Source organism: Curtobacterium sp. MCPF17_050 (genome assembly GCF_003224435.2).
In the GTDB taxonomy this organism is placed as follows: Bacteria; Actinomycetota; Actinomycetes; order Actinomycetales; family Microbacteriaceae; genus Curtobacterium.
In genome coordinates this window covers 72,335-91,747 of record NZ_CP126250.1, presented here as the reverse complement: position 1 = coordinate 91,747, position 19,413 = coordinate 72,335, and the positions used below count along the sequence as shown (strand labels likewise).

19 protein-coding genes are annotated in these 19,413 nt (G+C 72.5%); 5 read left to right on the top strand and 14 right to left on the bottom strand.

From position 1 onward, the window contains the following. Positions 1–5 precede the first annotated feature (5 nt). Both DEJ34_RS00430 and DEJ34_RS00425 read right to left on the bottom strand, forming a co-directional pair. On the bottom strand, positions 6–1,445 hold the full coding sequence (locus DEJ34_RS00430; RefSeq protein WP_110889472.1) for an SLC13 family permease: 1,440 nt from the start codon (positions 1,443–1,445) through the stop codon (positions 6–8). Then, the gene (locus tag DEJ34_RS00425) at positions 1,442–2,689 is read right to left on the bottom strand and encodes a sialidase family protein (protein WP_110900818.1); all 1,248 of its coding nucleotides are present in this window, start codon (positions 2,687–2,689) and stop codon (positions 1,442–1,444) included. The genes DEJ34_RS00430 and DEJ34_RS00425 overlap by 4 nt, the downstream gene beginning before the upstream one ends. Positions 2,690–3,046: 357 nt before the next feature. On the opposite strand from DEJ34_RS00425, the gene DEJ34_RS00420 reads away from it, so the two are divergent. Further along, positions 3,047–3,910, top strand: coding sequence for an NAD-dependent epimerase/dehydratase family protein (locus DEJ34_RS00420; protein ID WP_110910742.1), 864 nt, complete (start codon positions 3,047–3,049; stop codon positions 3,908–3,910). 55 nt (positions 3,911–3,965) lie between these two features. Here DEJ34_RS00420 and DEJ34_RS00415 read toward each other — a convergent pair whose 3' ends face one another. After that, positions 3,966–4,949: a DNA-3-methyladenine glycosylase family protein gene (locus tag DEJ34_RS00415; RefSeq protein ID WP_181422190.1), complete on the bottom strand. Its 984-nt coding sequence runs from the start codon at positions 4,947–4,949 to the stop codon at positions 3,966–3,968. A 152-nt stretch (positions 4,950–5,101) separates the two neighbouring features. On the opposite strand from DEJ34_RS00415, the gene DEJ34_RS00410 reads away from it, so the two are divergent. From DEJ34_RS00410 to DEJ34_RS00395, 4 genes are all read left to right on the top strand, one after another. Then, positions 5,102–6,130: a 6-phosphofructokinase gene (locus tag DEJ34_RS00410; RefSeq protein ID WP_110889469.1), complete on the top strand. Its 1,029-nt coding sequence runs from the start codon at positions 5,102–5,104 to the stop codon at positions 6,128–6,130. Between the two features lie 186 nt (positions 6,131–6,316). Next, positions 6,317–7,294, top strand: coding sequence for an MDR family oxidoreductase (locus DEJ34_RS00405; RefSeq protein WP_110910743.1), 978 nt, complete (start codon positions 6,317–6,319; stop codon positions 7,292–7,294). Between the two features lie 159 nt (positions 7,295–7,453). After that, a complete protein-coding gene (locus tag DEJ34_RS00400; protein ID WP_110900815.1) occupies positions 7,454–8,131 on the top strand; it encodes a GntR family transcriptional regulator in 678 nt (225 codons plus the stop codon). Between the two features lie 91 nt (positions 8,132–8,222). Then, the gene (locus tag DEJ34_RS00395) at positions 8,223–9,008 is read left to right on the top strand and encodes an ABC transporter ATP-binding protein (protein ID WP_110825710.1); all 786 of its coding nucleotides are present in this window, start codon (positions 8,223–8,225) and stop codon (positions 9,006–9,008) included. A gap of 236 nt (positions 9,009–9,244) precedes the next feature. On the opposite strand, the gene hemL is transcribed toward DEJ34_RS00395, so the two are convergent. From hemL to hemE, 11 genes are all read right to left on the bottom strand, one after another. Further along, entirely contained in the window at positions 9,245–10,576 is a 1,332-nt protein-coding gene (hemL, locus tag DEJ34_RS00390) for a glutamate-1-semialdehyde 2,1-aminomutase (protein ID WP_110910744.1), read from the bottom strand. Continuing rightward, entirely contained in the window at positions 10,573–11,574 is a 1,002-nt protein-coding gene (gene hemB / locus DEJ34_RS00385; protein WP_110910787.1) for a porphobilinogen synthase, read from the bottom strand. Before hemB ends, hemL begins: the two co-directional genes overlap by 4 nt. Positions 11,575–11,624: 50 nt before the next feature. Next, positions 11,625–12,524, bottom strand: a complete 900-nt coding sequence (locus DEJ34_RS00380; RefSeq protein ID WP_110910745.1) for a uroporphyrinogen-III synthase — start codon at positions 12,522–12,524, stop codon at positions 11,625–11,627. Between the two features lie 52 nt (positions 12,525–12,576). Next, complete coding sequence (hemC, locus tag DEJ34_RS00375) at positions 12,577–13,671, bottom strand: hydroxymethylbilane synthase (RefSeq protein WP_110900812.1); 1,095 nt, start codon at positions 13,669–13,671, stop codon at positions 12,577–12,579. Beyond that, a complete protein-coding gene (locus DEJ34_RS00370) occupies positions 13,668–14,903 on the bottom strand; it encodes a ferrochelatase (protein ID WP_181420610.1) in 1,236 nt (411 codons plus the stop codon). The genes hemC and DEJ34_RS00370 overlap by 4 nt, the downstream gene beginning before the upstream one ends. Continuing rightward, positions 14,900–15,655 (bottom strand): hydrogen peroxide-dependent heme synthase, encoded by a 756-nt coding sequence (gene hemQ, locus DEJ34_RS00365; protein ID WP_110825714.1) that lies wholly within the window; start codon positions 15,653–15,655, stop codon positions 14,900–14,902. Before hemQ ends, DEJ34_RS00370 begins: the two co-directional genes overlap by 4 nt. Positions 15,656–15,766: 111 nt before the next feature. Then, on the bottom strand, positions 15,767–16,009 hold the full coding sequence (locus DEJ34_RS00360; protein WP_181419485.1) for a DUF3618 domain-containing protein: 243 nt from the start codon (positions 16,007–16,009) through the stop codon (positions 15,767–15,769). Between the two features lie 34 nt (positions 16,010–16,043). Then, complete coding sequence (locus DEJ34_RS00355; protein ID WP_110825716.1) at positions 16,044–16,502, bottom strand: phage holin family protein; 459 nt, start codon at positions 16,500–16,502, stop codon at positions 16,044–16,046. Further along, positions 16,499–16,765: a hypothetical protein gene (locus DEJ34_RS00350; protein WP_110825717.1), complete on the bottom strand. Its 267-nt coding sequence runs from the start codon at positions 16,763–16,765 to the stop codon at positions 16,499–16,501. The genes DEJ34_RS00355 and DEJ34_RS00350 overlap by 4 nt, the downstream gene beginning before the upstream one ends. Positions 16,766–16,880: 115 nt before the next feature. After that, positions 16,881–18,233: a protoporphyrinogen/coproporphyrinogen oxidase gene (locus tag DEJ34_RS00345; RefSeq protein WP_220032792.1), complete on the bottom strand. Its 1,353-nt coding sequence runs from the start codon at positions 18,231–18,233 to the stop codon at positions 16,881–16,883. Beyond that, the gene (gene hemE / locus DEJ34_RS00340) at positions 18,230–19,354 is read right to left on the bottom strand and encodes a uroporphyrinogen decarboxylase (RefSeq protein ID WP_110910746.1); all 1,125 of its coding nucleotides are present in this window, start codon (positions 19,352–19,354) and stop codon (positions 18,230–18,232) included. The genes DEJ34_RS00345 and hemE overlap by 4 nt, the downstream gene beginning before the upstream one ends. Positions 19,355–19,413: the final 59 nt, after the last annotated feature.

The window sequence follows — 19,413 nt, the reverse complement described above, 5'->3', positions numbered from 1 at the left end:
CTCCGTCACATCGGGAAGAGGAGGAGCGCGCCGGCGGTCAGGGCCAGCAGGCGGATGACGTACATCGGGATCGTGAACTTCCAGAACTGGATGAGCGAGTACTTCCCGACGCCCATCACCATCGCGGGGAGCCCGTCGATCGGCAAGAAGTGGCCGTTCCAGCCGGAGATGACGATGGCGACCGCAGCGGCCGCGGGGTTGAGCCCCAGGCTGACGCAGGTCGCGATCGCCAGTGGCGCGAAGACGTACACCGTGCCGATCGTCGACCCCGTGAGGGTCGCGAGGACGCTCGTCAGGACGCAGAACGCGAACACCAGCAGGAAGGGACTGACGTCGCCGCCGAGCAGCCCGGCGACCGACTTGCCGACGAGCTTCGTGAGCCCGGTCGCACCGAGCGCCTCCGCGATGCCGATAACGCCGGCGGACATGATGATGATCGGCTGGCTGATGGCGTCGCGGATCTCGGTGAAGTCGAGGACACGCGTGATGAGCAGGACCGCGACGGCGAGTCCCGTGATGGCGTAGCCCGCGTCACCGATGGAGCTGTACGAGATCATCCCGGCGATGGCCAGGACGAAGCAGAAGTACGTCGCCAGCTGCTTCCGGCGGTCGAGCCTCGGCGCGGCCACGGTCGCGGTCGCGCTCGACGCGGCGATCGCGGTCGCGTTCGCCTCGGCGGCGTGCGGGCCCGGTGCCGCGGGGTCGGTCGCCGTGTCGGCGTGCACCCCGGAGGCGTCCGTTCCGGCTGCGGCGGTCGTGCGAGCACCGGCCAGGGCCGGCTCCTTCGCCCCGGTCGGGGTCGTCGCGCCGGTCTCGTCGTCGGTGATGGGGTGGTCGGGCAGCATCCGGTACGCGATGAGGCACCAGACGAGGAACCCGAGGCTGAGCACGAGGTTGACGATCGAGAACCGCACCAGGTCGATGTTCTCCCGCACGCCAGCCGCCTCGAGCACCGCGACGACGATGCCGTACTGCAGCGCCACGTTGAAGGGGAGCATCGGGTGGTTCGCGGCGAAGCCGGCCGGCATGAGGACCTTCGACGGCGGCAGCTTCTTGTTGTACGCGAGCGTCGACAGGAGGCCGATGACGAGGACGTAGTAGGCCGTGGACCCCGTGCCGAAGATGCTGCAGCCGAGCATGACGAACACGACGATGAGCACGTAGGCCCGGAAGCCGCCCTTCGTCCCGAGTCGGGTGATCATGCGTTTGAAGCCCGAGACGAGGTCCGTCTTCTGCAACGCGGCGATCACCGCCATGAACGAGGCGAGCATGATGATCGTCGCGTTCGCGAAGCCGCTGAAGGCGACGTTGATCGGGACGACGTTGAACACCACCATGAGGAGGCAGGCGATCAAGGGCGGGACGCCGAACGGCAGGCGGTCGATCATGATCAGCACGATCATGAGGACGGTGATCGCGAGTGCGAAGACCATGGGGAGGGTCATGCTCGCTGCTCCTTCGCAGAGAGGGCCGGACCGGCGGAGGTGGATCGCGTCGACACGATCGCCGCGAGGACGTCGGCAGGCAGGTACACGTGCTTGATCGACTTGCGGTGCCAGGTGTAGGCGATGTGCAGTCCCCCGGCCGGGTCGGGGAGCACCGAGGGGTAGGACAGCTCGCGGTTGAGGCTCTCGCGGCTGTTGTTCGAGAGGCAGTACCCGTCGCCGTTCTCGATGTCGTAGGCGGTCGGCCAGGACCGCCCGTCGGGGCTCGAGACCACGAGCGTCATCGGCGCACGCGGGGCGCCCCAGAACGCGCTCCGTCCGTCGGCGTCGAGCGACGGTTCCGCGACCGGCGGAACACCGTCGGCCGCATCGGCCGCCAGGCCGTCGTCGTCGATCTCGTCGTACAGGGAGACCCGGCGGCTCGTCGCGTCGTCCTTGCTCGCGTGGTTCATCACCATCGCGATCCGGCCGTCGTCGAGTGCGCGCGCCTGGATGGACGAGTTGTTGTTCGGGAGGTCGATCGGCCGGCACGGCTCCCACGTCATCCCGCCGTCCGTCGACGACGACTCGTACACGTGGTCCGCCCAGCGGGAGCGGAAGCACGCCCAGAGCACGCCGTCCTCGCGCGGCACGATGTCCATGTGCACGCACCCGCTCGACTCGGGAACGGCGACCTCGGACCAGGTCTCCCCGGTGTCGTCCGAGTACCAGACCGACGCGGTGTCGTCGTTGCCGACCCACTTCTCCCCGGGGACGGTCCGGCAGTTGAACACCGGCAGCAGGATCCGACCGCTCTCGAGCACGACGGGGGTCTGCCGCACGAACACGCCGACGGGCGCGTCGTCGCCGAGGAGCGCCGTCGGCTCGCTCCAGGTCACGCCGCCATCGAGGGAGGTCCGCCGCCGCACCTCGGAGGTGTCCTGGTTGCCGGCGATCTGTGCGGTGTAGAGCAACCAGACGGCGCCGTCCGGCGCAGTGAAGAGGATCGGGTTCTGCTCGGAGCGCGCAGAGTCGAAACTCAGCTGCACCGGGTCGAGCCAGCGATCCGTCCCGGCGGGGAGCCGCGAGAGGTGGACGGAGATGTCGGAGACGCCTTCCTGCGTGCCACCGAACCACACACAGGCGAGGTCTCCCCCGGGCAGGAAGGCGAGGTTCGCCGCGTGGCACTGCACCGTCGGTGTGGGCAGGAGCGCTTCGGCGCCCCCGTCGGACCGGGCTCGCAAGAGCCCATCGAAGTCACTCATGCGGGGGTCCTCCAGTCGACGATGACGGTGGGCACCAGTACCTGGTGCAGTTCTTCAGTGAACGTCCCTTGCAACCCGCGGCGTTCGACCCCGGAAGGGTCCTCGTGGCTCGGGTTGCGAGGAGGTCAGTCTGCCAGGATTGCTCGAAGCGCGCAATATCTCTGCGCACAACATGCACAAGTGCTCCTTCAACCGGCGAGACGGGGATGAGGCCGCTCAGAACGCGCGGCCGAAGACAAGCACGTCCGACCCGGCGGTCGAGGGTCGTCGTGTCTACGACCGGACCCGCCGGAGCCCGAGACGACCCGGAGGTCAAGCCGGTGGTCTTCTGCACCACATCCGTGCGAGGGTCGAGACATGCTGCACCCCAAGACCGTCGTCATCGCCGGCTGCGGCGACCTCGGCACCGAGGCCGCCCTCCGCTTCGCCGATCTCGGGTACCGCGTCGTCGGACTCCGTCGTCGCGCGGAACTCCTGCCCGCACCGATCGAGGGCCGGAGCACCGACCTGCGCCAGGACGTGCCCGAGATCGACGCCGACACCGCGATCGTCATCGTCACCCTGGCCGCGGGCAGCCGGGACCCGGACGAGTACCGGGCGACCTACGTCGACGGCCTCCGGAACGTGCTGGACGGCATCGACCGGTCGGGAGCGCGCCCACGGATCGTCGTCGTGTCCTCGACCGCGGTGTACGACGTGTCGGACGGCAGCGAAGTCACCGAGGAGACCCCGGCGACCGGCGGGACGCCCACGGCGCAGGTCCTCGTGGAGGCCGAAGCGCTCCTCCGCGAGCGAGCTCCGGGTGCGGTGCTCCTCCGACTCTCGGGGATCTACGGGCCCGGGCGCGAGCGGCTCATCGACCAGGTGCGATCCGGCGCGGCCCGACTCGCGCCGAGCCCGGGGGCGTCTCCCCGCACGAACCGCATCCACCGCGACGACGCCGCGGCCGCGATCATGCACCTCGCGACACTCGACGACCCGGCACCGACCTACCTGGGCACCGACGACGAGCCGGTCCGGCTCGACGACGTGCTCCGGTTCCTCGCCGACGAACTGCAGCTTCCGGCACCGCAGCCCGGCCCGGCGTCCGACCGGCAGGCCGGCGGTGACAAGCGGCTGTCGAACGCGCTCCTGCGGTCGACCGGCTTCACGTTCCGCTACCCGACCTTCCGCGAGGGCTACCGCGCGGTGCTCGCCGGCGAGGGTGCACGGCACCGCTGACCGCGGACGAGGGTCGAGGGTCGAGGGTCGAGGGTCGAGTTCGGCCAGTCCGGTCTCAGTGTCCCCGGTGGTCCTGGATCGTCATCCGCGGCCCGAACGCCGGCTTCCGGAACCCCGACTCCGAGATGAGCCGCACGACCCGTTCGCGGTGCCCCCGCCACGGTTCGAGCAGTTCGAGCATCCCGTCGTCGTCGACCGGCCCTCCGGTGAGTGCCCATCCGACGAGGGCGGGCACGTGGTAGTCCCCGACGCTCGGCGAGTCCGGGTCCCCGTGCGACCGCTGCGCCGTCTCGGCAGCGGTCCACGGTCCGACGCCGGGGATGGACTGCAGCCGACTCGCGACGAGCTCCCCGCCGCGGCCGAGCGCCAGCGTCCGTTCGAGTGCGGGCGCGACCTTCACGACGCGCATCACCGTCGCCGAGCGCCCGGGCTCGATGCCGGCCTTGTGCCACTCCCAACTCGGGATGCGCGCCCAGGTGTCGGCGTCCGGCGGGACGACCATGCCCTCGGGAGCCGGGCCGGGTGCGGGCGTGCCGAAGCGTCGGACGAGGTACCGCCACGCACGCCAGGCCTGCCGCGAAGTCACCTTCTGCTCCATGATCGCGGGCACGAGCATTGCGACGACGGTGTTCGTCCGGAGGAGCCGTAACCCCGGCTGGCGGTGTCGCGCCTGCTCCAGGAACGCATGCGCGGACACGTCGAGTTCGGACCAGTCGTCACCGCGGCCGACGAGGTCCGGTCCGTGCGACACGGCCCACGCGGCTCCGGCACCCCACGCGCTGATCGCGACGGCGTCGCCGACGGCGCGGACGAGGACGGATGCCGGCCCCTCCGGGGTGCGCAACGCGAGCCAGACGTCGGACCCGACCACCCGGTGCGCCGGGTCACCGGAGCCGCGCGACAGGGGCCGCAGCGTCGCGATCACGTCCACCGGGCCTCCCGGCCGGTACACGGTGTCGACGCGGCGTAGGTCGACGAGCGGGTCGCGATCCTGCTCGGCGTCGCCGGTCGACGCCGCAGCGGATCGGACGGAAGCCATGCAGGGATCGTAAGCGTCGGCACGGACACCGGCGACCGCGGCGGACGACCCCACGGCGGTTGTCCACGACCTCGGGTCACAGCATGGCGATACCGGACCCGCGTCGGCCATGATGAGGGAGTCCACCGAACCCGACATCGGAAGTCCTCTCCATGCGCATCGGCATCCTCACCTCCGGCGGCGACTGCCCCGGTCTCAACGCGGTCATCCGGGCCATCGTGCTCAAGGGCATCGCGATCCACGGCCACGAGTTCGTCGGCTTCCGGGACGGCTGGCGGGGCGTGGTCGAGGGTGACATCGTGCCGCTCGGCCGCAAGGACATCCAGGGCATCGCGAAGCAGGGCGGGACGATCCTCGGCACGAGCCGGACGAACCCGTTCGAGGGCCCGAAGGGCGGCGTCGAGAACATCACCGCGACGCTCGAGCGGCACGGAATCGACGCCATCGTCGCGATCGGTGGCGAGGGCACACTGGCCGCCGCGAAGCGCCTCACCGACGCCGGGCTCAAGATCGTCGGCGTCCCCAAGACGGTCGACAACGACCTCGGCGCCACGGACTACACGTTCGGCTTCGACACCGCGGTGGCGATCGCGACCGAGGCCATGGACCGCCTCCGCACCACCGGTGAGTCGCACTCGCGCTGCATGGTCGCCGAGGTCATGGGCCGGCACGTCGGCTGGATCGCCCTGCACTCGGGCATGGCGGCGGGCGCGCATGCGATCCTCATCCCCGAGCAGAAGACCTCCCTCGCGCAGATCGCGGAGTGGGTCCAGGCCGCCTACGACCGCGGGCGTGCACCGCTCGTCGTGGTCGCCGAGGGGTTCGTCCCCGACCACGAGGACACCGCCCACACCGAGCGCGGCCTCGACGCCTTCGGTCGACCGCGCCTGGGTGGCATCGGCGAGCGCCTGGCCCCGCTCATCGAGGAGATGACGGGCATCGAGACCCGCGCCACGACGCTCGGGCACATCCAGCGCGGCGGCACCCCGACGGCCTACGACCGGGTGCTCTCGACCCGGCTCGGCCTGGCGGCGATCGACGCCGTCGTCGAGGAGCGCTGGGGCCGGATGGTCGCCCTGAAGGGCACCGAGATCGTGCACGTCTCCTTCGAGGACGCGCTCGGTGAGCTGAAGACCGTGCCGCAGGACCGGTACGACGAAGCCGCCATCATGTTCGGCTGACGCCGGGCGCCGGGACCTCGATCAGTCCTCGGCCACCGGGGTCGCACAACACGCCGCCGGCCGTTCGCCGAGGTCGTACGACATGCCGTCCGCTCCGGAGACGAGCGGCATGTCGTGCGACCTGGAGCGTGTGGCCCACCCGCGGCGGCTGCGCCCGACCGGGAGGCCCAGGGTAGCGTCGCGCGCATGACCCGCGCCGTCCTCGTGTCCCGCTCCGCCGCCCCCATCGTCACCGACGTCGACCTGCCCGCCCCCGGCGACCGGGAGGCCCTGGTCACCGTCACGCGGTCGAGCGTCAACTACAAGGACGGCCTGGCCGTCGCCGGCGACCCCGGCGTCGTGCGGACCGACCCGCTCGTGCCCGGCATCGACGTGGTCGGCACCGTCGCCGCGGTCGGACCGGACGTGCAGGACGTGGCGGTCGGCGAACGCGTGGTCCTGACCGGCGCGGGCGCGGGCGAGACCCGGCACGGCGGCTGGGCGGAGCAGTGCGTCGTCCCGGTGGACGCGCTCGTCTCCCTGCCCGATGGCATCGACGACGACCTGGCGGCAGCGATCGGCACGGCCGGGTTCACCGCGATGCTCAGCGTCCTGGCGCTCGAGCGCGGAGTCGCCCCCGAGGACGGGCCGGTCCTGGTGACCGGAGCCTCGGGCGGGGTCGGCACGGTGGCGATCGCCCTGCTCGCGGCCCGCGGGTACCGCGTGACCGCGTCGACCGGTCGGCCGGAGAACGGCGACGCGCTCCGGGCCCTCGGCGCGGCGGACGTCATCGACCGCGCGACGATCGCCGAGCCGGGGAAGCCGATGCAGCGCGCGGTGTGGGCCGGCGCGGTCGACAGTGTCGGTGGTGCGACCCTCGCGAACGTCCTCGCGGCGACGCAGTACGGCGGCTCGGTCACGGCGTGCGGGTTGGCGCAGGACACCTCGCTGCCGACGACGGTGCTGCCGTTCATCCTGCGCGGGGTGTCCCTGCTCGGCATCGACTCGGTCGCGGCGCCGCTCGACCTGCGGCAGCGGGCCTGGGCACGGCTCGCGACGGACCTCGACCCGGCGCTGCTCCGGGCGGTGACCCGCACGGTCGGCCTCGCCGAGGCGATCGAGGTCGGCGCGGAGGTCGTCGCCGGACGGGTGCACGGGCGGACGGTGGTCGACGTCACGCGGTGATCCGGGCCTCCCGGCCGGCGGTGCCGACGGGGCTGCACCGGTCAGCACCCGGGCGGGCACGGGCGGCGGCGGCCCCCGCTCCTGCGCCCGCTCCTTAGCAAGCGTTTGCAATGTCACGTTAGGATTTGAGTACCGAACACCTTCACTGAGGAGACCCGGATGCCGGTACCCAAGTCGACCGTCGAGAACTCGCCCCGGAAGCTCCTCCGCGACGTCGTCCTCGAGAAGATGCTCGCCGCGATCCAGGACGGCACCCTGCAGGCCGGGGAGCGTCTCAACGACGACGAGCTGGTCGCCTGGCTCGGTGTGAGTCGCACCCCCATCCGCGAGGCGATCGCGAAGCTGGTCGACTACGGCCTGGTCGAGATGGAGGCGAACCGCTACACGCGCGTCGCCTCCCCCACCCGCGAGCAGTACGACGACGCCTTCCAGGTGCTGTTCGGCATCGGTGAGCTCGCCGCCCGCTGGTCGTTCCCCCGCTTCGAGGACGCCGACGTCAAGGCGTTCGGCAAGATCCTCGACGACATGCGCGCGCACGCCGAGGCCGAGGACCGCGCCCTGAACGACGACATCGACAAGGCGATCGCGTTCATGGTCGCCAAGTCGGGCAACGAGCTCCTCGTGAAGACGAGCGAGTCGCTGCTGAACCGCGCGAAGTTCGTCCGCATCGGTGAGCCCGAGTTCGTGTTCTGGGACGTCGCGGACGCGCTCGACGGCTTCCGTGCCGCCGCGAAGGGCCGCGACGGTGAGGCCGGCGGCGCACTCGTGCGCGGGCTCGGTCGCGCCATGGCCGAGCACCTCGCCACCGCACGGGCGGCGAAGGCCGCGGAGGCCTGATCCGGCGACCGGTCGGCCCCGCCACCCACATGTGGCGGGGCCGTCCTGCGTCGCACGTCCTGCGTCGTACGTCCTGCGCGAGGATGGAGACGTGACCGACGTCCTGCTCCGCGCCACCGCCCTCCGTGTCACCCGCAGCGGACGCGACCTGCTGCACGACGTGGACCTCACCGTCCGCAGCGGGGAGCACTGGGCGCTGCTCGGCTCGAACGGCGCCGGCAAGTCGACCCTGCTCGCGGTGCTCGGCGCCACCGGGCACCCGACCGCCGGCCACGTCGAGGTGCTCGGTCGACAGCTCGGACGTGTCGACGTCCGTGAACTCCGTGAGCACATCGGGCACGTCGACCCCCGGCACCGGATGCTGTCGCCGTTGACCGTCCTCGAGACCGTGCTGACCGGGCGCACCGGGACGACCGACCTCATGACGCGATGGGAGCCGACGGCCGACGACCTCGTCCGTGCCGAGCAGCTCGTCGCCGACGTCGGACTCACCGCGCGCCGCGACGCCCGCTGGCCGGTGCTGTCGCAGGGCGAACGGGGACGTGCGCTCATCGCCCGGGCGCTGCTGTCCGACCCGCGGCTGCTGCTGCTCGACGAACCCGCGACCGGACTCGACGTCGCCGCACGGGAGCACCTGCTCGAGACCGTCGACGCCCTCCGCGTCCGGCAGCCGGAGCTCGGCAGCGTGATGGTCACCCACCACCTGGAGGACCTGCCGGCCTCGACCTCGCACGCGATGCTCCTCCGCGACGGGGGCGTCGTGGCGCAGGGGCCGGCGGACGAGGTCATCACTTCGGCGCTGGTGTCGGCCGCGTTCGACTTCCCGCTGGCGGTCGAGCGCAGCGGTGGGCGCTGGCACGCACGACGGGCGGACTGAGGCGGGCGGGCCTCCCGGCCGGCGCGGACCGGTCGCGCGACCGCGGTCGTCGCGTGGCCACGAGACGCCCCCGTCAGTGACGGACGCCGCCTTCGTCGCAGCACGCCGTCGAACAGGGCGGCGTCTCGCGCACTCGGCGGCGTCACGGGCAGACGGCGGCGTCTCGCGCACCTCGCGGACGGGCCGACGGGAGGCGCGGCCCCTCCGGACCGCGCCTCCCGTCCGCCGTCGGCTGGCTACTCGGTCGCGGCAGCGGCCGCCTTCGCGGCAGCCGGCAGCGCGTCGAGGATCTGCGACACCGCGCGCTCGTCGTGCGCGGCGGTGAGGAACCACGCCTCGTACACGCTCGGCGGCAGGGTCACGCCGGAGTCGAGCATGCTGTGGAAGAACGCCGCGTACCGGAAGGCCTCCTGCGCGCGGACGTCGTCGTAGTCCCGCGGCGGGGTGTCCAGGAACGCGAACGAGAACAGGTTCCCGGCGTGCTGGACGGTGTGTGCGACGCCCTCGGCCGCGAGCGCCTCGCTCGTGGCCCGGGAGACGACGTCCGCCGTCCGGTCGAGGTGCGCGTAGACGTCGGCGGTCGCGGCCCGGAGCGTGGCGATGCCCGCGGCCACCGCGAGCGGGTTCCCGGACAGCGTGCCCGCCTGGTACACGGGGCCGAGCGGGGCGAGGAAGTCCATGACCTCGCGGCGCCCGCCGAGTGCGGCGAGGGGCATGCCGCCGCCGATGACCTTGCCGTAGGTGACGAGGTCGGGCTTCCACCCCGTCCCCTCGGGCACGGTGCCGTCCGCTTCGAGCCCCCACCAGCCGGCCGGGCCGACACGGAAGCCGGTCAGGACCTCGTCGACGATGAGCAGCGCGCCGTGCGACTGCGTGATCTGCGCCAGGGCCCGGTTGAACCCGCGCTCCGGGGCGAGGACGCCCATGTTCGCGGGGGCGCCCTCGACGATCACGGCCGCGATGCGCTCCGAGTGCTCGTCGAAGGCGCGACGGACGGCGTCCAGGTCGTTGTACGGCAGCACCAGCGTCTGCGCAGCGGTCTCGGCGGTGATGCCCGCGCTGCCGGGGAGTGCGAGCGTGGCGACGCCCGAACCGGCCTCGGCCAGGAGCGAGTCCGAGTGGCCGTGGTAGTGCCCGGCGAACTTCACGAGCAGGTCCCGGCCGGTGTAGCCGCGGGCCAGGCGGATCGCCGTCATGGTCGCCTCGGTGCCCGTCGACACCATGCGGATCTTCTCGATCGGACCGTCGCCGTCCACCTGCACGCGCTGCTTCACGAGCTCCGCGAGTTCGGTCTCGCCGGGCGTGGAGGCACCGAACGACAGACCCCGGGCCGCCGCCTGCTGCACGGCCTCGACCGTGCCGGGGTGCGCGTGGCCGAGGATCGCCGGGCCCCACGAGGCAACGAGGTCGACGTACTCGCGACCCTCGGCGTCGGTGACGGTGGCGCCCTTCGCGGAAACCAGGAAGCGGGGCGTCCCGCCGACCGAGCCGTAGGCACGCACCGGCGAGTTCACGCCGCCGGGGATGCTGTCCTTCGCGCGGCCGAACAGGTCGTCATTGGTGGTCATTCGGGTGCCTTCCCGGTCGGTGCGATGCCGGCGACGTCCGCCGAGCTGCCGGAGGTGCGCAGGCCGGCCTCCTCGTTGAGCTTGCGGGCCATGTCGACGGCGAAGTAGGTGAGGATCGCGTCGGCGCCGGCGCGCTTGATGCCGATGAGGGCCTCCATCGCGGCGGCGTCCCGGTCGATCCACCCGTTCTGGGCGGCGGCGGTGATCATCGCGTACTCGCCGGAGATCTGGTACGCCCAGACCGGCACCGGTGAGGTGTCGGCCGTGCGGGCGAGGACGTCGAGGTAGCTCATCGCGGGCTTCACCATGACGATGTCGGCGCCCTCCTCGATGTCCTGCTCGACCTCGCGGAGGCCCTCGCGCCCGTTGCCGGAGTCGAGCTGGTACGTGCGGCGGTCACCCTGCAGGGTGCTCGCGACGGCCTCCCGGAACGGTCCGTAGAAGGCCGAGGCGTACTTGGCCGCGTAGGCGAGCAGCGCGGTGCCGGAGTACCCGGAGACGTCGAGCGCGTCCCGGGCGGCGGCGATCTGGCCGTCCATCATGCCGCTCAGGCAGACGAGCTCGGCGCCGGCCTCGGCCTGGGCGACCGCCATGTCCCGGTAGCGGAGCAGCGTCGCGTCGTTGTCGACCGAGCCGTCCGCCGCGAGGACACCGCAGTGCCCGTGGTCGGTGAACTCGTCGAGGCACAGGTCGGACTGCACGACGAGGGCGTCCCCGACCTCTTCCTTCGCCACCCGGATCGCGACGTTGAGGATGCCGTCCGGGTCGGTCGCGCCGGAGCCGACCGCGTCCTTGTGCTGCGGGACGCCGAACAGGTTCACGCCGCCGATGCCGACCGACGCGGCCTCGTGCAGTGCACGGCGGAACGAGTCGAGGGAGTGCTGCTGCACCCCGGGCATGCTCGAGATGTCGATCGCGTCGGTGGCGCCTTCGCGGATGAACATCGGCAGCACGAGCTCGGCGGGGTGGAGCCGGGTCTCGGCGACGAGACGACGCATCGCGGGGGTGGCGCGGAGACGTCGGGGGCGGACCTGGGGGAAGCGGCCGGTCACGGGTGGCCTTCCTGTTCGGGGGTGGATGGGACGAGGGCCTCGACGACGGCGTCGAGGAGGGCTTCTGCGGACCGTTCGGCGGCGACGACGTCCACCGGCAGGCCGGCGGCGCGGGCCTCGTCGGCGGTGCCGGGGCCGATGCAGGCGATCCGGGTGCGGGGGTCGAGGGGGGTGAGACGACGAGCGACTTCGCGGGCGATGCTGCCGCTCGTCACGAGGACGACGTCCGGCGCGGGGTCGCCCGGGATCGGCGCGTCACCGGTCCCGACCGTACGGTACGCGACCACCTCTGACACGTCGATGCCCCTGGCCCGCAGGCCGTCGACGAGGGTGGGTGCGGCCAGGTCGGAGCGCGGGTGGAGGACGAGTCGGGCGTCCGCCGGGAGCGCCCGCACGAGTCCGGCTGCCGAGTGGTCGGCCGGCACGAGGTCGACGGTCCATCCGACGGCGCGGGCCGCGCGGGCGGTCGGCTCGCCGACGGCGGCGACGCCGACCCCGGCCGGGAGGCCCGGCAGGCGTTCCGCGAGCACCCGCACGGTGGTCGCGCTGCTCACCACGAGCCAGTCGTCGCCCGCTCGCTCGGCGCCTGCGCCGTCGAGGTGCGACGACTCACCGCCTGCGGATCGTCGAGGTTCCACGATGTCGGAATCCGACGCCTCGAGGTTCCGGAATTCCGGAACCGGCGCGGGGCGGCCGGCGCTGGGAGCCGCTCCGGCCCGCTCCGGAGCCGGGGCGGGGCGGCCGGCCGCGAGCCGGGCGACCATCCGGTCGAGGGGACCGGCGTCGAGCGGCGGCGCGTCGGTGACGAGCGGGACGATGCGCGGGTCGAGCCCGCGCGCCGCAGCTGCCGCGGCGACCCGTTCACCCCATGAGCCACCGCGCGGGACGACGACCACGGGCCGGGGCCCGGTCCTGTCGTCCCGCGTGGTGTCCGTGGTGATCGTCGCCCTACTCGGTCGTGGTGGCGGACGTGTCGGACGGCCCCTCGGTACCGGGGGTGTCGAGGCCGGGGCCGACGGTGTGCCCGGCGTCGTGCTCGGCCGAGTCCGACCCGGCGGAGTTCGACAGGTCGGCCAGCTCGGCGGCACCGTTCTCGAGCAGCTCGGCGGCGACCCGGTCGGCGACGGACAGGGCCTCGTCGAGGCGGTCCTGCGCCGACCCGTCGAGCACGGCCGCGTGCGACGCGGTCCGGTACTCGGAGCCGTCGGGGCGGTAGACCGTCGCCGAGACGAGGAGCATCTCGGCGTCGACGACCGCGGTCGCGCCGATCGGGGCGGAGCAGCCGGCCTCGAGCTTGGCGAGCACCTCGCGCTCGGCGGTCACCGTCAGGCGGGTCGGGGCGTGCTCGATCTTCCGCAGCGCGGCGAGCAGGTTGCGGTCGTCCTCGTCCGTGCGGATCTCGACCGCGAGCGCACCCTGACCGGGAGCACTCGGCCAGAACCCGAGGTCGAGCAGCTCGGTCGCGGCATCGAGCCGTCCGATGCGTCCGAGCCCGGCGGCCGCGAGCACGACGGCGTCCAGGTCGTCCTCCACACGGGCGAGCCGCGTGTCGATGTTGCCGCGGATGTCGATGACGTCCAGGTCCGGCCGGTCCGCCTTGAGCTGCGCGACACGGCGGGGCGACCCCGTGCCGACCTTCGCGCCCTCGGGCAGGGTCTCGACCGTCGCACCGTTCCGCGCCACGAGGACGTCACGCGCGTCGGCACGCTTCGGCACGGCGCCGATCGTCAGGCCCGGGTACGGCGCGGTCGGCAGGTCCTTCAGCGAGTGCACGAGCACGTCCACCTCGCCCGCCACGAGCGCCTCCCGCAGCGCGGACGCGAAGACGCCGGTACCGCCGAGGGACGCCAGGGAGGCCCGGTTCGTGTCGCCCTCGCTCGTCACGGTGACGAGTTCCACCGGACGGCCGGCGGCCTTCGCCAGGCGGTCGGCGACGTCCTGCGACTGGGCGACCGCCAGTCGGCTGGCACGGGTGCCGAGCCGGATCGGGGCCGGACCGTCGGTCGCCGGGGTGCTGGGGTGGTCCGCGGTCGCCTCGGTCACGGAGCGACGCCGGCGGCTGCGGGCTTGAACCCCGCTCGCACGTTCTCGCAGCACCCCGGACGGCACACGTCGTACCAGGGGCCGATGTCGGTCATGTGCGGACGCTCAGCGGTCGGCGTGCCGTTGACCCGCTCGAGCACGAGGTCGACGAGACCGGCCACGTAGGCCGGGTCGACGCCGGGGGTCTGCGTGCGGAGCGACCAGAAGCCGAGCTCGCCGGCGGTCTCGGTGGCTTCTTCGTCGAGGTCCCACATGACCTCCATGTGGTCGCTCACGAAGCCGAGCGGGACGATGAGCACGGCGCGGGTGGGGCCGCCCTTGAGCTCCTCGTTCATGTAGTCGTTGATGTCGGGCTCGAGCCACGGCTGCGTCGGGGGACCGGAGCGCGACTGGTAGACGAGCTTCCAGGCGGGCTTCGACGTGCCCTGCAGGTGCGCGTGCTCGGGCTGCTCGAGCAGTTCCGCCCACGCCTGGTCGAGGACGACCTGCCCGACGGCGAGGTGCTGCGCCTCGTACGCACCGTGCTCGTCGAAGCCCCGGTAGTCGGGGCCGGAGCGGGCGGCGTCGGTCGACGGGATCGAGTGCGTGGAGAACAGCACCTGGAGCTCCGTCGCGACGTCGAGGCCGTCGTTCTCGGCGATCGCGCGGGCCAGTCCGTCGCGGACCCCGTCGATGAACGGCCGGACGAAGCCGGGGTGGTCGAAGAACTGGCGGACCTTGTCGATCTGGATCGTGTCGATCAGACCGGTCTCGTCGAGCACGCGGGCGTAGTCCTCGCGGTACTGCCGGCAGCTCGAGAACGACGAGTACGCGCTCGTGGCGATCGCGATGAGCTTGTTGTAGCCCTTGTCGGCCGCCTCGGTGAACGCCTCTTCGAGGTAGGGCTCCCAGTTGCGGTTGCCCCAGAGGACGGGCATGTCGATGCCCCGCGAGGCGAGCTCGGCCTCGAGCGCGGCCTTGAGCGCACGGTTCTGGGCGTTGATCGGGCTGACGCCGCCGAAGTGGCGGTAGTGGTGCGCCACCTCTTCCAGACGCTCGTCCGGGATGCCGCGACCGCGCGTGACGTTGCGGAGGAACGGGATGACGTCGTCCTGACCCTCGGGCCCACCGAAGCCGGCGAGCAGGATCGCGTCGTACGCGGTCGGCACCTCGACATGCTCCGGGCCGGACGCGGCCGCAGCGGTGGCGGCGAGGACGGGCTGGCCGTTCGTGATCATGCTGGTGTCGGTCATGACAGCACCTCCGGGAGTTCGGCGGTCGTCACGCGACGACCCGTGTAGAAGGGCACTTCCTCGCGGACGTGCATGCGCGCCTCGGTGTAGCGGAGGTCGCGCATGAGGTCGACGAGGTCGACCAGGTCCGGGCTCTCGAGCGGCAGGATCCACTCGTAGTCACCGAGGGCGAAGGACGCGATGGTGTTCGTCAGGACGCGGCGGTACTTCGCGCCGGCGATGCCGTGGTCGCGCAGCATCTTCGAACGCTCTTCCTCGGGCAGCAGGTACCACTCGTACGAGCGCACGAAGGGGTACACCGTGATCCACGGCTCCGGGTCCTTGCCGCGCAGGAAGGCCGGGGTGTGCCGCTTGTTGAACTCGGCTTCCCGGTGCATGGCCATGGCGTGCCAGACGGGCTCGGCCTCGGCGAAGAGGGCCGTGCGGCGGATCTCGCGGAGGACCGCCTGGATCGCCTGTGCGTCGTCGCCGTGCAACCAGATCATGACGTCCGCGTCGGCCCGGAAGCCGGAGACGTCGTAGAAGCCGCGGATGGTGACGCCGCGCTCGGCAGCCGCGGAGACGACCGCGTCGAGTTCCGCGACCGCATCCGCACCGCCGGGTCGGACGGCGCCGACCGGGCGGCGGAAGACCGCCCAGAGGGCGTAGGCCGTGAGCAGGTTCGGGTCGATCCCGGAAGCCGGGTCCGTCTCGTGCGCTGTGCTGGCCGCTGGTGCTGCGGGAGTTGCTGGGGTGGGCACGTCAGTGCTCATGGATCGGTCGTCCTCCACGTTCGCCGGGGGTGTGGTTCGCCGGCCCCCTTCGCCGAGCGGGTGTCCGGGACGATCGTCCACTGCGGCTCGCGAAGGCTCGCCGCGTGTGGATCACCGCCGTCGGAGCACCGCTACGACGATACCCCCGACCACTGCCACTCCCGCTGCGAGCCCGGCCAGGTAGGGCACCGGGTTCGCGTCGACGCCACGCTTGACCTTCGACGCGGCGATGCCGAGCTGCTTCGGCACGTTCAGCTTGTCCTCGATCGCGTCGAGGGTGTCGAAGAGCTGGGCACGGGTCGCAGCGACGCGGTCGGCGATCTTCGACTGGTCGTCGTGCTGGGGGTCGGTCACTGGTCCTCCGAGGGAGTCGTGGGGATGACGGGCGTCAGAACCGGCCGTCGACGTCCGGCTTCCGTGACGCACGGAGCGTCTCGGGGGTGGGCTTCCGGCCGAGGCCCTTCACCGCGTTGACGTCGTTCTTGACGCTCGCGATGGTGCGCTTCGGCGTGACCGGCAGGCCCTTCTTGAGCCGCTTCCACCCGATGAACCCGAGGATCGCCGCGACGATCAGCATGAGGACGGCGAGCAGCAGCGCGGCGAGCCACGCGGGCATCACCGTGGCGAGGCCCATCACCGCTGCGGTGAGGAGCACGCCGATCGCGTACAGCACGATCACCAGCGCGGCGACGAGGATGCCCGCGGCGACCGCGAAGACCTTCGCCTTGCCGATCATCTCGGCCTTGAGGAGGGCGATCTCCCCCTTGACCAGGTCCTTGACGAGGTCGGGGACGTCCTTCACGAGGCCGAACAGCGACCGCGACTTCCGGTCGCGTGTGTCGGTCATGAGATCTGCGAGCCCTTGCCGGACGACGCCTTCGAGCTCACCTTGCGGACGACCTTCTTGGTCTGCTCACCGATGAAGTCGGCGACGTCGGGGGTGCGGTCGGACACGAAGTCCTCGACCTGGTTCACGCTCTTCTGGACGCCGTTGCTGTTCCAGATCTTGCCGCTGACGGTCTTGATCTGCTCGTACCGCGCCCGTCCGGCTCGCGATCCCAGGACGTACCCGAGTGCTGCGCCGGCGACGAACAGGAGCTTTCCTCGCATGAGCGATTCCTCCGTTGGGTCAGTGTGCTGTGAAGGCACCGTGCGTGGTCATGCACCGATCGGCATGTGTCCGACGGTTCCCCCAACAGTAGCCCTCGGAGGGTCAGCGGTCCGCTCAGGAATCCAGGATGCGCTCAGCAGCCGCCCGGGCAGCGGTGACGATGCCGGACAGCCCTCGCCCAGAGGACGCCTCACCGATCCCGACCACGCCCTCCGCCAGCCCGGCGGCCTCGGCGTCCGGTCCGTGCCAGCGGACGCGGGCCGCGCCGACGACGTGCTCCGGACGGACGGGCAGGCCGAGCAGCGCGGTCGCGTCCGTCGTCGCCCGTGCGCTCACCGCACCGGCGGGGTCGACCGGGAGGCTCGTGGCCACCTCGTCCGCGTCCGTCGCGCCGGCAGCGCCGGTCGCCTGGTCCGCGCCTGCCGGGGGCAGGGCGTAGCTGAGCCGCAGCACGTGCCTCCCGGCCGCCCGCTCCGCCAGCCAGGGCCACTTGACCGTCGCGTGCGTGAGCGCCTTCGCGGCGACACCGGTCGCTGCCGGGTGCACGAGCATGCCGGTGCCACGCGGAGCCGTGTCCAGCTCGGGCCGGTCCACGACCAGGGTGACGAGCTCGATGCCGGACCGACGCGGAGCCGCCGTCCGGGCCGGGTCGGCGACCGTCGCGAGGACGTGGTCCGCCGCCAGCCGCTCGGTCGTGCCGTCCGCCGACACGGTCTCGACCGCCGCTCGTCCGACGGAGGTGGCCCGGGTGTGCAGCCGCACGTCGACGCGGTACGTGTCGAGATCAGCGACGAGCTCGTCGACGAGCCGCGCGATGCCGCCTCGGAGCCCCTGCACGGCGGACCCGGCGACGGCACGCTTCCGGAGCGCGAGCACCGCACGGGCCAACGACCCCTCGCGCTGCAGGGCGGCACGGAGCCCGGGCGCCACGCGGTCCGGGTCGAGGTCGTCGGGGTGCGTCGAGTGCACGCCGGCCACGACCGGGACGACGAGGTCGTCGAGGACCTTCGCGCCCATCCGGCTCCGGACCATCGCGCCGAGCGACGTCGCCCGTGCGCCGACCGGCGAGGGCAGCAGCGCGTCCATCTGTGCGCGGAGGGCGCCGGCACCGCCGACCACCGCGATGACGTCCGCGGCCATCGGAGTGCCCGGGATCCCGAGCAGGCCGGTCGACGGGATCGGCGCGGTCCGACCGTCGCGGGTCATCAGCCACGCACCCCGCGGGTCCGGGGAGACGATGTCGTTGCCGAGACCGAGTTCGACCGCGAGCGAGGACACGGCGTCCGTCCGGGTCGCGAACGAGTCCGCCGCCATGTCCAGGTCGAGGCCCGCGACCGTGTGCCGTCGGATCATCCCGCCGAGCACGCCCGAGGCCTCGAGCAGCACGACGTGGGCGCCGCCCTTCGCCAGGTCACGAGCGGCGACGAGCCCGGCGACCCCGCCGCCGACCACGACGACGTCGGTCACGACGCGGCCCGGTCGGTCCCGTCGGTCCCGACGTCGGTGCCGTCGCCCAGTGCGTGCACGAGCTCGACGACGCGGGTCAGCACGGTCGGGTCGGTCTCGGGCGGGACGCCGTGGCCGAGGTTCACGACGTGCGCACGGGCAACGCCTCCGCGGCGGACGACGTCACGGACGTGCGCCTCGAGGACCGGCCACGGGGCCGAGAGCATCGCCGGGTCGATGTTCCCCTGCACGGTCACGTCACCGCCGACGCGCTGCACGGCCTCGTCGAGGGGCAGCCGCCAGTCCACGCCGACCGCGTCCACCGCACCGACGGAGCCGCCGACGGTCGCCATGTCGGCCAGGACCTCGCCGCTGCCGACGCCGAAGTGGATGCGCGGGACGCCGAGGTCGGTCACGTGGGACAGTGCCCGCGCCGAGTGCGGAGCGACGCGGGAGACGTAGTCCGCGCGGGACAGCGACCCGACCCACGAGTCGAAGAGCTGCGCGGCCGAGGCACCGGCGAGCACCTGGGCACGGAGGAACGCCCCCGACACGTCGGCGGCCCAGTCGAGCAGCCGTGCCCAGGTCTCCGGCTCGGCGTGCATCATCGTGCGGGCCCGGATGTGGTCCTTCGACGGGCCGCCCTCGACCAGGTACGCGGCCAGTGTGAAGGGCGCGCCCGCGAAGCCGATCAGCGGCGTGCTGCCGAGCTCGGCGACCGTCCGGGCGACCGCCTCGGTGATCGGGGCCAGGGCCTCCGCCTCGAGCGGACGCAGGGCGTCCGCGTCCGCCGCCGTCCGGACGGGCGACCCGAGGACCGGACCACGACCGGGGACGATCTCGACGTCCACGCCCGCGAGCTTGATCGGCACGACGATGTCGCTGAAGAAGATGCCGGCGTCGACCCCGTGCCGACGGACCGGCTGCAGGGTGATCTCGGACGCGAGGGCCGGGTCGAGACACGCGTCGAGCATCGCCGTCCCGACGCGGAGCTCCCGGTACTCCGGCAACGACCGGCCGGCCTGCCGCATGAACCACACCGGCAGCGTCTCCGGCCGGTCCCCGCGGAGGGCACGGACGAGCCGCGAGCCCGTGGTGCGGCCGTCGGCGAGCGGATGGGTGGTCGGGAGCGCGTCGGTCACCGGATGATTCTCGCACCGCGAACAGGACGGCTCCCCGACCCGGTGCTCGGGGCACCGGG